This window comes from Synechococcus sp. Cruz CV12-2-Slac-r (assembly GCF_024346075.1).
Lineage (GTDB): Bacteria > Cyanobacteriota > Cyanobacteriia > PCC-6307 > Cyanobiaceae > Synechococcus_D.
Map to the genome: position 1 here is coordinate 1 of NZ_JAGQEK010000034.1, position 14,667 is coordinate 14,667.

Annotated in this window: 14 protein-coding genes; 5 read left to right on the forward strand and 9 right to left on the reverse strand. The window is 45.8% G+C overall.

Going from position 1 to position 14,667, the window contains the following annotated elements; translation table 11 throughout:
- From KB557_RS04590 to KB557_RS04600, 3 genes are all read right to left on the reverse strand, one after another.
- Positions 1–982, reverse strand: a 982-nt coding sequence (locus KB557_RS04590) for a proton extrusion protein PcxA (RefSeq protein WP_255131720.1), incomplete at its 3' end; no start/stop codon positions are given.
- A 43-nt stretch (positions 983–1,025) separates the two neighbouring features.
- Positions 1,026–1,685: a photosystem II repair protein Psb32 gene (psb32, locus tag KB557_RS04595; RefSeq protein WP_255131722.1), complete on the reverse strand. Its 660-nt coding sequence runs from the start codon at positions 1,683–1,685 to the stop codon at positions 1,026–1,028.
- Between the two features lie 19 nt (positions 1,686–1,704).
- The gene (locus tag KB557_RS04600; RefSeq protein ID WP_255131723.1) at positions 1,705–2,118 is read right to left on the reverse strand and encodes a tellurite resistance TerB family protein; all 414 of its coding nucleotides are present in this window, start codon (positions 2,116–2,118) and stop codon (positions 1,705–1,707) included.
- 32 nt (positions 2,119–2,150) lie between these two features.
- Between KB557_RS04600 and KB557_RS04605 the strand changes: the two genes are divergently transcribed.
- Positions 2,151–2,813: a cofactor assembly of complex C subunit B gene (locus KB557_RS04605; RefSeq protein ID WP_255131725.1), complete on the forward strand. Its 663-nt coding sequence runs from the start codon at positions 2,151–2,153 to the stop codon at positions 2,811–2,813.
- Here the strand turns inward: KB557_RS04605 and lptC are convergent.
- Both lptC and metG read right to left on the reverse strand, forming a co-directional pair.
- The gene (gene lptC / locus KB557_RS04610) at positions 2,779–3,933 is read right to left on the reverse strand and encodes an LPS export ABC transporter periplasmic protein LptC (RefSeq protein WP_255131727.1); all 1,155 of its coding nucleotides are present in this window, start codon (positions 3,931–3,933) and stop codon (positions 2,779–2,781) included. The genes KB557_RS04605 and lptC overlap by 35 nt on opposite strands.
- Positions 3,930–5,465: a methionine--tRNA ligase gene (gene metG, locus KB557_RS04615; RefSeq protein WP_255131729.1), complete on the reverse strand. Its 1,536-nt coding sequence runs from the start codon at positions 5,463–5,465 to the stop codon at positions 3,930–3,932. Before metG ends, lptC begins: the two co-directional genes overlap by 4 nt.
- 58 nt (positions 5,466–5,523) lie before the next feature.
- On the opposite strand from metG, the gene KB557_RS04620 reads away from it, so the two are divergent.
- Entirely contained in the window at positions 5,524–7,254 is a 1,731-nt protein-coding gene (locus tag KB557_RS04620; protein WP_255131731.1) for an FAD-dependent oxidoreductase, read from the forward strand.
- Here KB557_RS04620 and KB557_RS04625 read toward each other — a convergent pair.
- Positions 7,235–8,662 carry a ribonuclease catalytic domain-containing protein gene (locus tag KB557_RS04625; RefSeq protein ID WP_255131732.1) on the reverse strand — a complete coding sequence of 476 codons (1,428 nt, stop codon included), beginning with the start codon at positions 8,660–8,662 and terminating at the stop codon, positions 7,235–7,237. The genes KB557_RS04620 and KB557_RS04625 overlap by 20 nt on opposite strands.
- A 67-nt stretch (positions 8,663–8,729) precedes the next feature.
- Here KB557_RS04625 and KB557_RS04630 point away from each other — a divergent pair, with 67 nt between their 5' ends.
- Positions 8,730–9,026, forward strand: coding sequence for a hypothetical protein (locus KB557_RS04630; protein ID WP_255131735.1), 297 nt, complete (start codon positions 8,730–8,732; stop codon positions 9,024–9,026).
- Between the two features lie 67 nt (positions 9,027–9,093).
- Here KB557_RS04630 and rpsR read toward each other — a convergent pair whose 3' ends face one another.
- Positions 9,094–9,315: a 30S ribosomal protein S18 gene (gene rpsR, locus KB557_RS04635; protein WP_255131737.1), complete on the reverse strand. Its 222-nt coding sequence runs from the start codon at positions 9,313–9,315 to the stop codon at positions 9,094–9,096.
- Positions 9,316–9,402: 87 nt separating this feature from the next.
- Positions 9,403–9,597 carry a 50S ribosomal protein L33 gene (rpmG, locus tag KB557_RS04640; RefSeq protein WP_106499878.1) on the reverse strand — a complete coding sequence of 65 codons (195 nt, stop codon included), beginning with the start codon at positions 9,595–9,597 and terminating at the stop codon, positions 9,403–9,405.
- Between the two features lie 101 nt (positions 9,598–9,698).
- Here rpmG and pheT point away from each other — a divergent pair, with 101 nt between their 5' ends.
- Complete coding sequence (gene pheT, locus KB557_RS04645) at positions 9,699–12,146, forward strand: phenylalanine--tRNA ligase subunit beta (RefSeq protein WP_255131739.1); 2,448 nt, start codon at positions 9,699–9,701, stop codon at positions 12,144–12,146.
- Here the strand turns inward: pheT and rlmD are convergent.
- Positions 12,124–13,488, reverse strand: a complete 1,365-nt coding sequence (gene rlmD, locus KB557_RS04650) for a 23S rRNA (uracil(1939)-C(5))-methyltransferase RlmD (RefSeq protein WP_255131740.1) — start codon at positions 13,486–13,488, stop codon at positions 12,124–12,126. The genes pheT and rlmD overlap by 23 nt on opposite strands.
- A 102-nt stretch (positions 13,489–13,590) precedes the next feature.
- On the opposite strand from rlmD, the gene KB557_RS04655 reads away from it, so the two are divergent.
- A complete protein-coding gene (locus KB557_RS04655) occupies positions 13,591–14,085 on the forward strand; it encodes an allophycocyanin subunit alpha-B (protein WP_255131742.1) in 495 nt (164 codons plus the stop codon).
- Positions 14,086–14,667: the final 582 nt, after the last annotated feature.

A 14,667-nucleotide genomic window follows, 5' to 3' on the forward strand; every position in this document is an offset into this window, starting at 1 on the left:
CCAGATGACTTGCAATGCTTTGTAGTAAAACAGTCCAGCCCTCGTGGCTATGGAAACCAACAAACATGTCCGTAAAAAGAATAATCACAAATGCTTTAGCGCTATCACTTAAGCCATATACAGATTCATCAAAAAAGCCCCGCAAAACTCTTAAATCCTCACGGCCCCAAAAACATACAAACATAAATCCTAGCAATCCAATTACATCAGAAATTACGTTTTTAATAGCGATTGTGCTCCCTGAATCAGCGTCATCCTTGAGTTGATCAGCTCTTTCGGATAGTTTTAATCTTATTTCATCAAGGCTTGGTGCTTCTCTGCCGGCTAAAAGCGCATCAAATTCCAATTCCTCTTTATAAAGCCTTAGTTTGCTAACGGCAATATCTTGAAGCTGCGGCTTTGTGTAACTTAAAAAAGGCACTTTAGGCGCCAATCTGTCAATTATCGGGGCAACGAGGAATGTTCTTGAAACCTGCTGCAATAACAAAGGTACCAAGATTAGTAGTAACAGTATCCTTAAAGAAACAAGAGTGGAATCGCGTCTGCGGCGAAAACCTGCAACAAGACTTGCTTCCGCCTCGGGATTCAATTCATTTCTTACTCGATCAAATACCCCTAGTAAACTGCGTGGCAACGCTTCTGGTCTACGTAGTATGCCTTGATTATCGCCATTTCCATAGCGACGGGTAACAGACTCTATTAATTGCAGCTGACGCAATTCTTGACTGTCTAGCTCAGACCTTTGCGCTTCAATAGACCCCACAATTTGACGACAGTTGGCTAAGCCAGAACGGAATCTGCGAATAATTTGCGCTTGAGTTGTTTTTGGAAGTCCTAGATCAATATCAGTGCGTACAGGGCGGTCATTGAAATATTCAAGTTCAAGCCCCTGGATCATCAAGGCAGACTCATAGGCAAGCTCGAGATTGCTACTAAAATGTAGATCCTCCGCCTTGCTGAAGGTGCCCAACAAGTTATTCATCTCTTTTTTGGAAATCCTCTAACACGTCCATAATGCCGCGCAATCATCTGGAAAACACCCACCAAGTTGCCATCGGTACGAGTGTTCCAACTACGAGTAAAACAATCACCCATGAAAAGCCGTTGCTATTGGCTGTCTCTTCAGCGCTAGGAATGTTGCTAACAATTAATGCCGGTTCAACCACAACGGGAGGGCCTGGATCATCCCCGCCAGCTAAAACCACACCGAGCCTATCGATACCATCAATAAGAGCTTGGCGATAGCGCCCGCCATCTCGCAGCGGATAAGCCATTGTGGTTTCAGCGGTGCTAAGCAATAACTCTTCTGGAAGGAGGCTATGAACCTCAGAGGAGGCTTGAATAGAAACGCTGTTAGTGCCAGTTTCAATTAAAACTAGCAATTCCGCATTGTCTTCACCTTGCCAGCGCTCTAGCAGTTGATCAGCTAGTTCTTGCAGGCTCAAGCCATAATCCAGCCGCCGAAGCGTAATAACGCGGGCATCAACTCGAGCATCACTAAAAACTTCTAGACGCCTTTGCAATTCAGCAATTGCCGCTCGGCTGAGCACATCAGCGCCATCACTCACTTTTTCAGTTGATGGCAAAAGGGGGTAATCCTCAACACCTACGGCATATGCAGGAAGTGCCAAAGCCAGCAGCAGCGCTAGCAGGCTGAAAAAGCGCAAGATTGATGTTGTAACCATTTCCCCCCTATGGATCAAGTTAGTTTGAAGTGTCTAAGGCATCACGATGCAAAATATCCATAACTTCGATAATCAATTCAGCTTTGCCAGGATTTAGATCGAGGCTGCTGGCAAGGGTATTTAGGAACTCCAACTCCTCTGCCTCCACCACTCGATCAGCCCGCACCAGTTGAGTTGCCACTGCAAGAGCGGTTTCCCGTTGGGCAGGGGTTAGTTGAGGTATGGCACTCTTCACTAGGCCCATGGTGCCCAGATCTCTCCATAAAGCCAAAAGGCGATCAAAAAGATCTGTCATCTCGCGATCTTCCATTGAGGAGAAGGGGGTGCGAAATTCAAGTTCGATCCTCAAACTACGGGCTTCATCCCTACCGAGAACACCGTCGCTAGCAACCGCTGCAAGACACACAGCTGCAAAGGATTCAGCACTATTCATCAAAAATCTCCAAGGTCAATACCATTTGAGCCATGAATCCACAAAATGGCAGCCCCCCGCCTGCAGCAAAGCTTGTAATCACCTGCGGAATTCTTGGTTTGCTGCTTACAACAGTGAATAGCCTCACACTTAGTTCGGAATTCCAGATTATCGATCCAGCCTTTGGCCGCAGTTCCGTATTGGCTGGGGTTATGGCCGTTGGCCTGGTTTTGGTAGGGGTGATATGGACAAAAGCAAATCCAGCCCCCCGAGACCGGGTGAAATTGGAGGGTATTGAGGGCTTGGAGTTTGCCGAATCCTTACCCACTCAATTAAAAAAAGAATTGGCATGGGGAAGTGCGATGCTTTTGCTCGCCACACCAGCCGCCAGTGTGCTTTTGGTATGGGAAGGGAAAGTGTTGTTACGACGCGGACTACTGGGAACAGAGCCGTTTAAATCTGGGCCAATTTTGAGTAAGGCCCTAGAGAAACAGCAGCAGATATCTTTAGTAAATCTTGAGCTCTACCCCGGAGCAAACGAGTTTGCTTATTTGCCACAACCATTACCGGCAGTGCTGGTAACACCTTTGGATCAAAAAGGCTGGCTTGTGATCGGTGGCTGGTCTGTGCGTTGCTTCAGCCGAAGTGATGAACGCTGGGCTCAAGGCTGGGCGGATAAAATTAAAATTGAATTGCTGGCGTTTGATTTTTTATAGGGCTTTTTGCCTGGGGTAGGCGTAGTTGAGTTGCAACTCGCTCCCCGGGCGCAGTGAAAACAACAAGGCCATCGCTACCGGTTTTGCCTTGTAGCTGACGAGCTCTTGTTACCTGATTTAGTTGATTACGTCTTAATTCCACTGCACCCTCTGCCAAAATAGCTCCGGTTTTCCAATTCCAAGTGCAGGTATCTGCTTTTAAGGATTGCTGTGGCTGAATTACTACACAGTTGGCTCCCACCTGAATTGAATGATTACGCTCCTGTAGATCAAGCTTGGATCCTTTCAATAATAATTTATCAAGCTTAGCTTCCGCATAATCGAGCGATGTAATGCGCTCTTGTTTAATCCACCACCTGCTAAGGCCAGCTTTTAGTTCCATTTTCTTTGCTGGATCTGTAATGACCACTGGCGGCAAAAAATCGAGCCATTCCTCTTTGGTATTGCCCTCAAGGGCTACTGCAGTTAAAAAGCGTTGCTGATCTTTTTGGGGCCTTTGCAGGCTTTTGATCGGACCAGCAGCACTTAATTTGCCATTTATAAGATTCCAATTTGCAGTTCTTACTAGTAGATCAAGTTGTGGTAACTCAGGTGCCTCCTGTTTTTTTGTCCAGATCAGTAAACGTGGCGATTGCTTCAATTCCAAATCCTCACGATTTATATGAAATCGGGCCTTGCCAGCGCTAAGTGTTCTCGTGGGATCAAGCGCCTGTGGTTTGTCAATTAAGTCGATGATATTCTCAGCTGGCTTCCAGATGGCACGGCCGGCTAATAAAGTAATTTTACGATAATCCAAAGTAGTTAATTTTACTGAGTTAATTAATTCAATTTGTTCACCATCGTTAATAATTGTACCACGCTTGGCTGTAATTCTATACGAAGCTTGTCCATTGCGATATAATAAACCCTGGGGCATCTCAATGTATGCAATGCGCTGATTGATGCGATAGCTAGCCTTAGGGCTCTGTAGATCCCATAGTTTTTTACCGCCTCGGTCGTTTTGATGTAATTTTAGCTGCTTAAATTTAAATGGTACCGGGGCTTTTGCAGTTGAATCTTCTGAAATTTGGCAAGCAGAAAGTAGCAAAACCAAGCCGACCAAAGGGCCTGCAATATTCACAATTCATTCTCCAGCTCTAGGCGCTGCATTAGGGGTATTGGTTCTGCAAGCTTTTTACCGGGAGTTAGTAAGCCCCAATGCAACTGGGTCTCCCAGTTGGGGGAAGGTTCTGCTAATTGATCAAGCAAACGGATACTTAGTGCTGGGAGAAGGGGATATAAAAGCACGCCGAGCCAGCGGCAAGATTCGAGTACTGCATATAAATCAGAGGCAACTTGATCTCTATTGTTGGGATCCTTAATGGCAGACCATGGAGCTGTTTCGCTAAGAAACCCGTTTGCATCAGCTGCTAATAGAAGAACATCCTCAGCTGCGGAGCGAAAGTTAAGCTCTAAATATCTAGAATCAAGTTGGGAACTGATTTGCACACAAACAATAGCTAGACGATGATCTTTGTCTGGAAGGATATTTGGTTCTGGCACGCCATCAAACCACTTCCTTGCCATGGCAATACTGCGGTTAACAAGATTTCCGATAGTATTTGCCAGATCATTGTTAACAAGATCAAGCAAACGTTTTTGCTGTATATCACCATCATCACCAAATTGGATGTCGCGTAGTAAGTACCAACGAACAGCATCTACCCCGAAGGATTTAATAAGTGCATTTGGATCAAGTGTATTACCTAATGATTTGCCCATTTTCTGGCCCTCTCGGGTGAGAAAACCGTGGCCAAAAACTGCCCTTGGGGGTTCAATACCTGCTGAAAGACACATTGCAGGCCAATAGATAGCATGAAAACGCAATATATCTTTGCCAATTATATGTAAACTTGCGGGCCATCCCCGCGAAAGGGCAAGATCTAAATCTGGAGGATCATTTGGTTCTAATAAGGCTGTTATGTAACCGAGTAAGGCATCAAACCAAACATAAAAAGTGTGGTTGTTATGACCGGGTACAGGTATACCCCACGGCAAATCAACGCGAGAAATTGAAAAATCATGTAATCCAGCGGCAGCAAAATTTTCTACCTCACGTCGCCGTGCGGAAGGGCGTATAAATCCATCTCTTGAAATTAAACAGTTAATTTGATCTTGATAGCGAGATAAACGAAAAAACAAATTACTTTCATCTCGCCACTCAAGGGGCTTTTGATGAATTGAGCAAGTTGGGTTATTAGAAGAGAAGGCATCGTCTTTATACTCCTCGCAGGCAACACAATACCAACCTTGTTGCCTACCCTCAATAATATCTCCATTCGCCTGTACTCTTTCAAAGAATTGATTAACAATTAAACGATGGCGGGGATCGCTAGTTCTGATAAAACGATCGTTGCTAATTCCCCATTCAGCCCAATTTTGTACATATTCAGCGCTAATTTTGTCGCAATGTAATTGAGGTGGGATTGCGGCTTGTTCAGCGGTGCGAAGTATCTTTTGCCCATGTTCATCGCAACCGGTAACAAAAACCACTTGCTCCCCACGCTGGCGCCGATAGCGGGCGAGGGCGTCTACGGCCAAAGTGGTGTAAACACTACCGATATGGGGACGATCGTTGACGTAGTAGAGCGGAGAAGTGAGGGTGGTAGTCATCGCCACTGATCTTACCCAGGTGGTGCGGACTGCCAAGTTCCACATTTGCTAAAAAATTATGCCTTTAAGCCTTGAAACCATATCCACGCCGGTACTAATACTTGGGGGCGGCAGTGGAGCCCTTGGAGCAGCCCTGCAATGCGCCCGCAGCGGAACCAAGTGCTTGCTCGTTACACCAGGGGCATGGGTAGGGGGAATGCTGAGTGCCAGCGGTGTTTCCGCGCCGGATGGCAACGAATTGAGCCCCTGGCAAACAGGTTTGTGGGGTGCATTGCTACGCCAACTAAGGCAACAGGTGCCCCAGGGGTTGGACCAAAACTGGGTTAGTTGTTTTGGTTTTCAACCCGGCCAAGCAGAGGAAATATTTCAGGGCTGGCTGGCAGCTGAACCAAATCTGCAATGGCGCAGCGGGATGAATTTGGAAAAACTGAACAGATTGGGTAACAGGCTGGTGGAAGCGATATTCAGCGATCCTAATTCTCAACTCCAGGTTAAGTTTGATTTAATTATTGATGGCACTGAATTAGCAGAAAGCCTTGCTTTAGCCGGCATAAAACATCGTTTTGGCTGGGAACCTAAAGAGCAATGGAACGAGCCCAGTGCTCCCCCTATGCAACAGCTGAAGCAAGATCCATTTTTTACCGCTCAACCTGTTCAATCTCCAACTTGGGTTGTTATCGGTAAGTGGAAGGGCAGCTTGGTGGGTAATCAATTCATTCCCCAATTAAAACAAGCGAACCCGCCATTTAATGATTGCCTTAATCCCCACGGTTTGATTAGAACCCTTAGCTATGGACATCTTCCACAAAATTGGCTGATGCTGAATTGGCCCAAAGCCGGAAATGATTGGCATCAAGATCCTGGGGCACCCTTCAGCGGCTCAAAAGTTCGTATCAGCGAACATCGCGCTGCAATGCAAAATCACAGCCTTAACTTTTTGAATGAATTGCAAGTAATTAGCAATGGTTTATTGCAGCCTGCTAATGCATTCCCATCGATTCAGGCCGGGGGTTGTTTAGCGCTTCAGGCCTATTGGCGTGAGAGCAGACGATTAATTGGTGCCTGCACAGTTATTGAACAAGATCTATTACCTAATCAAAAAAATAAATTAAATAGTAAAAATAGCATTGCTGTTGGTAATTATCCAAACGATCACCATTATCCTGGTGCAGATTGGCCCCTGGCGCCAAAATCAATTCCTTGGGGAGGAAGATGGAGCGGCACACCATTTTGTATACCATTTGATTGTCTTTATGGTGCTGAAATATCAAATTTATTAATGGCAGATAAGGGGATTAGTGTTAGCCATATAGCTAACGGCGCCACGAGATTGGGGCCTTTAATTCTAAATATTGGTCAAGCTGCTGGTATGGCAGCAGCCCTTTGCTCTCGAGGGGGGCTGCTGCCTGCGGATATCAAGGTGAGTCAGATACAGCAAAATCTAATAAATGATCAAAAGGCACCGTTAGGTCCGTTCATATTGGAAGATCTGCCTTGGCATTCATCCAATTGGCGAGATCAGCAGATGGCCGCCCTTAATGAAAATTCCAAAACTTGCTCCCCCTTGGCTCCCCCATCAGAACCAGGCGAACAAGCTCAAATAATGGAGCTAAACATCAAAGCAGAAGATCAATGGCTTGGTTATTGGGATGGAATCGAATGGCCTCTGATAAGCCTTGAGCCATTGGTAAAAATGCAAATGGCAAATTTGCACGGCAAACGAATAACCGCTCTTGGCCGTTGGAATCCATGGGGTCCGTGGTGGAGAATCAACCAATTGTTGCTTTGAGATGCAATAAATCTCGGCCTGGATCAACTTCTTGAATTTGTATATTTAGCAAATCCCCTGGAATTGCCCTATCGCGCAAACGAGCAGGTAATTCCATTGCCCACGCTTCTATCCGCACAAGTGCAAGATCCTGATCTTCTCGGAGCCAACGCAACATAATTGCAGGCTGCAACTCCCTTTTTTGTTTTTGCAGCTGCAGCCATTCAAGCAAGCAAGCCCTTTGATCTTCTCTACTTATTTGGGCTACCTCCTTACTTTGCTGCTCCAATTGCTCAAGCTGAGGTTTGATATCTTCTTCATTATTAGGGGTTCCTTTTAGTAAACCTGAATATTGCAACCACTGGCGATGGGCCATGAGATCAGCATATCTACGTATTGGAGATGTCCATTGCAGGTAGCTTTCTAGGCCAAGAGCTTGATGCGGGGAAGAGCTTGAATGCAACCGGCTTCGCCCAAGGCCAAGGCGTTGGTGAGCCCATCTCACAGCTCCTGGTGGTATGGCAAGCAATTGTTGTTCGCTAAGACTTTGGTTGCCTGCTTGACCCCGAAAGGGCATCGCTAAATGCACTTTTTCTGCCCAATTGGCTACTGCTGCTCCAGCTAAAACCATTGCTTCAGCAACCATTCCCCTTGCCGAACACGGCTCTGTAATTTCAAGTTTTAGTTCCCCTTCAGTTCGAAATAACCTACCTTCTGCCTGATCCATCATTAATGCGCCTTGCCCTAGGCGCCAGGTGCGGCGAGTTAAAAGCAAATTATGCAATAGGGAAAGATCAGGATCCTCGGGGGGGGCAAGGTCAATAAGTTCGTCTGCATCGTTGTAACTGAGCGCATAGGTAATGCGAACCCAGGATCGATAGATATCACAACTTAGAATTGAGCCATCGCTATCGAGGCATACCGCAACACTTAGGGCTGCTTTATTAAGCCCAGGCGTAAGACTAAATGGGCCAGCGCCAAGTTGAAGTGGGAACATGGGCACTAGCCTGTCACTTAAGTAAAGACTTGAAGCTCTACGTTTTGCCTCTAAGTCAAGACAACTATTAGCGGCAATAAGTCGATGGGGATCTGCCACATGAATCCATATCTTCTGCCGGCCATCTAGATCAATTTCCAACGAGAGCGCATCATCAACCTCGAGGGTGCTTGGATCATCAATGCTGAAGCAACGCAAATAACTGAGATCAATGCGATCGTTGTCTCCTTCTTGAAAGTCCAAACATTGCGAGTGGAGTTTTTCAGCTTCTATTAAACATTCGCGCGGAAATTCTTCATTGGCGATAAAAGCTAAAGGCTGAACTAATTCTAAAGCAGCTTTAATTTCTAAAGCCAAATACTTGCGTCGCCGCGTGCCCCGCAAAGATCGCAATTCATCAATATTGCGGGCGCAGATATTATCACGCTTCAATCTAAATAAATCTTGATTCGCCGCCAGGGAAAGCCAACAAGATGCGAGCTCAGCTGGAGAGGGAGAATTGAATAGTAGTTTACTAAAATCTAAAAGGTTTGCCCCAAGACCGCTTGAGCTGAAATTTTCTTTGCTTTGGGATTGTATCCACGCAGTTGCAAAAATGCTGGAAGCTAATTTAATAGAACATAGGCCATTCAAGAGATCTTTATCAGGCCAATGGCTACAAGATGCGATTAAAAAAAGCTCCCTAACTGGATATCCCTTACTTAGCTTGGCTTCTGGTGGGGAATGTAATACTGCTTTTCCAGTTTTTAATTCCTTTATCAATCCTATTCGTGGTGCACGGCCCTCGGGCACGTAACCAACTAAATCGCCAATTTGCACAGTTAAATATTAATCATAAACTTCTTTAAGTTAATGCTTACACATTAACCCTCAGGATTTACAAATGGCAACAGAGCCATGATACGAGCTCTTTTAACAGAATTAGTTAAATCGCGCTGTTGTTTAGCTGTTAAGCCTGTCATGCGACGCGGCAGTAGTTTGCCACGCTCAGTTATGAATTTTTTTAAAAGCTCAGTGTCCTTATAGTCGATAGGATCGCCTGGCTTGATTGGGGAGAGACGCTTTTTAAAGAATGAACTGGACATTGGAATTCAGAGGAAAAAACTAAAAACCGCAACTAGGAAATAGGTGCAGGAAACAAAGAAATTTTGAGATGATGAGCTTCGCTCAACTCACTTGATTTCTTTATGGACAGTTGATTTGTTGCAATGGGGGCAGAACTTTTTGATCTCCAGCCGTTCGGTGGTGTTCCTGCGGTTCTTCTCCGTGGTGTAACGAGACACCCCAGGACTGCGTTTGGAGGGATTGGACCGGCATTCCGTGCACTCGAGGGTGATCACGATCCGGACGCCCTTGTTTTTGGCCATAAGGACGTTGCGCCGCTTCTAACTTGCGGTGTGACAATCCATGAGCATAACCGATTGGGTGCCTGCAATCGGTAGGATCCAGCCGCTGCTCTTGCTTTTAAATGCGCGTTTCGCTGCAATGGCTCAGGGAGCTAGTTCCGTTCAGTTGTGATCCAACGGCTCTAGCTGAAAAGCTCTCGATGGCTGGATTTGAAGTGGAAGCGGATGAGGATCTAAGCCTGAGGGCTAATGGGGTGGTTTGCGGACGGGTTGAGCGCAAAACACCCCACCCTGATGCCACAAAATTAAATATTTGCGATGTTTCTATAGGCGCTAGCGCACCTTTACAAATCGTTTGCGGTGCGAGCAACGTAAGAGAGGGTATGGCTGTGGCCGTGGCCACTATTGGTAGCTATCTGCCAGCAATAAAACTTGATATCAAACCGGCGAAATTAAGAGGGGTAGATAGTTGCGGAATGCTCTGTTCCCTCGCTGAACTTGGCCTTCACACAGATGTTGATGGAATTGCAGACCTGGAGCAAATTGCCCTTTCCTCAGCTCAGAAACTACCTCAATTAGGTCAACCGGTTGGACCGTTACTAGGACTGGATGATCGAATTTTTGAGTTAGCAATCACTGCAAATCGAGCTGATGGCCTGTCGATGCTGGGGTTAGCAAGAGAAGTGGCTGCACTTGAACAGTTAGCTGTTGTATTTCCAGAGGTTTCAAAGGGCTCAAAAGCTGAGAATTTAGAAAGTGAATCGCTATTTGAATTTTCCGAACTTTTTTCTCTTACGGCACTAGAAAATGTGCAAGTGGCGGCATCTCCCCTCTGGTTGCAACGCCGGCTCGAGGCCGCGGGGCAAAGACCCATTAATAACGTTGTAGACATCACAAATCTGGTGATGCTTGAAACGGGGCAACCACTCCACGCCTACGACAGCAACATGGTGGGTGAAGCTGCTTGCTTTGCCTTACGGCTAGCAAAACCAGGCGAAGTTTTTAAATGCCTAGATGGGATAGAAAGAAAATTAACTAGTGAGAATTTATTGGTTACAGAGCAGGATATTCCTGTTGCAATAGCCGGAGTGATGGGCGGTGAAGCCAGCTCGGTTCAATTGCAAACGAAAGGCATTTTATTAGAAGCGGCAGTATTCTCAGCCTCTCAAGTGCGACGCAGCAGTAGAGCCGCCTCACTTCGCAGTGAATCTTCTGCGCGCTTTGAAAGAGGGGTTGCAAAGGCCAATTGTTTAGCAGCAGCTGATCGTGCAGTGGATTTACTTCAAGAAATCTGTGGCGCTAAAGCAACTAGGCGTTGGGTAGCAGCCAAAAATAAAGAGGAGATCGAGCCAATTGTTTTTCGCAGAAGCGCCCTTGAAAAACTATTAGGGCCCCTTGATGGAGGCGACTCAGGCTATGAAGAAATCAATAGTGAAGACGTGGTAAATATTCTTGAGAGCTTGGGCTGCCAGGTTCGTAGTGAAGGGGAAGCCCAAGCTGAATCCGAAATATGGCATGTGTTGGTGCCACCGGCCCGCCAGGGTGATCTCAAGAGGGAAGTTGATCTAATTGAAGAAGTGGCGCGCCTAGTTGGCTACGACCGCTTTTGCAGCCACCTTCCTGATCCCCTGGAGCCTGGAGGTTTAAGTGCACAGGAGGAATTGCAACGGCGCCTTTGCTCCGCACTTCGGGCAGCGGGCCTTCAGGAATTAACACATTTATCACTAGTACCGAAAGATACTAATAGTAATAATGAGCAAGTAGAATTATCTAATCCACTTTTGGCAGATTATGGTAATCTTCGTACTAATTTAAGTGATGGATTACTCCTGGCAGCTAGCCGAAACTTACAATCCCCACAACCTGGATTTTGGGGATTTGAAATTGGCACAGTATTCAGAAAAATTGATAATAATTATGCCGAAACAATTCGTTTAACAGGCATTATTTGCGGCTATAAAGGCTCAGAATTATGGAGCAATAGTGGGCAAATGATTAATCCAAATTACTACAAATCGCGTGGAGTAATTGCACAAGCTTTTAGAGAAATTGGCTTGGAATTACAGGATAAAACCTATAATGGCGAACCACAATTACACCCTGGCCGTGCTGCTAGTTTATACCTTAATGGAAAGGTGGTGGGAATATTTGGAGAAATACATCCTGAATTAGCAGACAACCACAAGCTCCCTAGTGGTTGTTGCCTCTTTGATTTTGAGCTCGAACAATTATTAACTGCTGCCAGTGCAAATAAACTTTTTAGCCCCGTATTTAAAGCCTATCCAACCGTGCCAGCGAGCGAAAGGGATTTGGCATTCGTTGTGTCTGAAACCATAGAGGCCAACCTCATACTTTGCTCAATGCGTAAATGGGGGGGTTCTCTTCTGGAAAATGTGCAGTTATTAGATCGATATACTGGCGCTCAAGTAGATCCTGGTTTTTGCAGTATAGCTGTGAGGCTTAGGTTTCGAGCTGAAGATTGCACATTAAGAGATGAGCAAGTGGAAGCACCTATGCTAAATATAATTGAATTGTTGCAAAAAACTTTTAACGCGAAGTTACGCGTCTAAGTAGAGCAACAGCCTCGCAATGGGTTGTTTGAGGGAAAAAATCTATTGGTTGAACAGAAATTAATTCCAATTCACCGCCGCTAGTGAGGCGAGCAAGATCCCTAGCCAATGTTGATGGATTACAACTTACGTATGCGATTCGTTCCGGTGGACATTCGTTGATAGTTGAAATTAAACGTTCGCTAAGACCCTTGCGAGGGGGGTCTAGTAAAAGCGCATCAGCTATTGGCAATAGTTCAGCAAGTTTTTCTTCCACCGACCCATTTATAAATTCTGCGTTTTCTAAATTATTAAGGCGAGCATTATCTTCAGCTCTTTCAATGCTTGCTTGGTGTTGTTCGATTCCAATTAACCTTGATCCGCCGCAAATTAATGGCAGGCCGAGGGTTCCAACACCGCAAAATGCATCAATCAAAACCTCACCACTTTTTAGTGCGAGGCCCTGCTGTAAAAGTGGGATTAGTTTTTCTGCTTGGGGGGTATGAACCTGAAAAAAAGTATCAAGGCCAATGGCAAAGCTGCATTCAGCAAATCGCTCTAGAAGCCATGGCCTTCCAGCGATTAGTTGCTGGGTGGGGCCAAGCAGGGTGTTTGTTGGTTTTGGTTGAGTGTTCAGCACAACACCCACTACTGCAGGCCATCGCTCTATCCATTCCTGAGCCAGCACATCAACCCCATCTAGAGGGGAACTTCTCACCACTAAACCCAGGAGTATTTCGCCACTGTTGGCGCCAATCCTCAAAACAAGATGTCGTAGTTCACCGCTGTGGCTTGCTTCGCAGTAAGCGGGCCAGCCACATTCTTCCAGATCCTGCTTAATTGGTGCAATAAGTGCATCGAGGCGTGGATCCAACACTGGGCAGTGATTCATATTCACTACATCGTGACTTTGACGTTTGTAGAAACCAGCCTTTATTCCATGGCTTGAGGGCTGGATTGGGATGATTGCCCGGTTGCGATAACCCAAAACCGCTTTTGCCGCGAGGATTGGCTGAACCTCTAATTCAAGGCCACCGATTCTTTTTAATGCTTGTTGAACTCGGCTTTGTTTCCAGTTTGCCTGCGCTGAATCATTCCAGTGCTGAAGGCTGCAGCCGCCACAATCACCAGCAAGGATGCAAGCAGGTAGGCGGCGTTCAGGTGAAGCACGCAACAATTTACGAATTTCACCGCGCACCATCCCTTTGGATGCTCCGGTGAGGCGAGCTTCTACCTGTTCACCAGGCAAGGCACCATTAACAAAGGCTATTTTTCCGCCTTCTTCACCGATGCCATCACCCTCCCCACTGAGATCGCGGATCTCAAGGGTGAGCAGATTTGGCTGGCTGGGATTTGTTTTCACAACACGACCATAAGTCGTGGCGTTACAGACCAAGGCAAAACAAACGATTTCGGCAGCTTGGTGGCCTGAGTTAGATAAGCTGAATTAGGCACCGGCACTGCGATGAGCGTTGTACGCGATCTGATCCTTCAAGCAGACGATGAGCTGCGTTACCCCAGTGGTGGCGAATTGCAATCGATGGTTGATTTCCTTAGTGGTGGAACTCAGCGCCTAAGGGTGGCAAAAATTCTGAGCGAGAACGAAGAAAAAATTGTTGCTGAATCTGCAAAGCAGCTTTTTAGTATCAAACCCGAATATGTGGCTACGGGGGGCAATGCCTACGGTCAGAAACAAAGGGCTCAGTGTCTAAGGGATTTTGGTTGGTATTTGAGATTAATTACCTATGGAGTTCTTGCTGGAAGTACCCGTTTCATCGAAAACACAGGGCTTATAGGGGCTAGAGAGATGTACAACAGCCTTGGCGTGCCCATGCAGGGAATGGTGGAAGCGATGCGTTGCATGAAGGTTGCCTCGGTATCGCTTGTTTCAGCAGAAGATTCAAAATTATTGGAGCCCTATTTCAACTACTTGATCCAAGGCATGCAAACCAGCACCTAGGCCTCAAAAATATCCGATCTAGTTAATCTCAAATAATTCACACTTAAAGACCTGCGGCAAGACTTAGATGAGATTGGCAAGCCTTGGCTCGGCATGCCTTTGGGCTTCTTGGCGCTATTTGCCAAAAATTGTTATTCCATGCGTCCCATTCAAGAATCAATACAAGAACTAGAGTAAGTCTTGCCTGGGATACATGAGATAACGAATAGATATTCTCGAGTACCTGTGATAAGCACAGATACTCTGCAGAATTTTTGTAAGAAATACCCACTATTTGCAGTTGGTATTCACTGCAATCAAAGCTTTTTCCGAAGGCGCTGGACAAAAGATTGGACAGAAGCTTGCACAGAAGACGTAGGTGGTAGAAAGCAATCAATTACTTAAAGGGATCAATCCCATAAAGAGGACAAATAAAAAATTCAAAAAAAATCAAATCGCAAGTTGAAAATAAATAGTATTAGCAGTATTGGATGAGTCTTACTTTAAGTCTTATCTCAATTCCAGTTTGGGATCTATACGACAATGCAAGCGTTTTATAATGAAGTTGTTGTTTTAAAGATTTTATAAAGGTTTTAGATATCT

Excerpts from the sequence above, each read along its gene's own strand:
- rpsR (WP_255131737.1), bottom strand. The coding sequence starts at position 9,315 with ATGTCCAGTTCATTCTTTAAAAAGCGTCTCTCCCCAATCAAGCCAGGC.
- metG (WP_255131729.1), bottom strand. The coding sequence starts at position 5,465 with ATGACTACCACCCTCACTTCTCCGCTCTACTACGTCAACGATCGTCCC.
- rpmG (WP_106499878.1), bottom strand. The coding sequence starts at position 9,597 with ATGGCCAAAAACAAGGGCGTCCGGATCGTGATCACCCTCGAGTGCACG.
- pheT (WP_255131739.1), top strand. The coding sequence starts at position 9,699 with ATGCGCGTTTCGCTGCAATGGCTCAGGGAGCTAGTTCCGTTCAGTTGT.
- KB557_RS04605 (WP_255131725.1), top strand. The coding sequence starts at position 2,151 with ATGAATCCACAAAATGGCAGCCCCCCGCCTGCAGCAAAGCTTGTAATC.
- KB557_RS04600 (WP_255131723.1), bottom strand. The coding sequence starts at position 2,118 with ATGAATAGTGCTGAATCCTTTGCAGCTGTGTGTCTTGCAGCGGTTGCT.
- KB557_RS04655 (WP_255131742.1), top strand. The coding sequence starts at position 13,591 with ATGAGCGTTGTACGCGATCTGATCCTTCAAGCAGACGATGAGCTGCGT.
- KB557_RS04620 (WP_255131731.1), top strand. The coding sequence starts at position 5,524 with ATGCCTTTAAGCCTTGAAACCATATCCACGCCGGTACTAATACTTGGG.
- psb32 (WP_255131722.1), bottom strand. The coding sequence starts at position 1,685 with ATGGTTACAACATCAATCTTGCGCTTTTTCAGCCTGCTAGCGCTGCTG.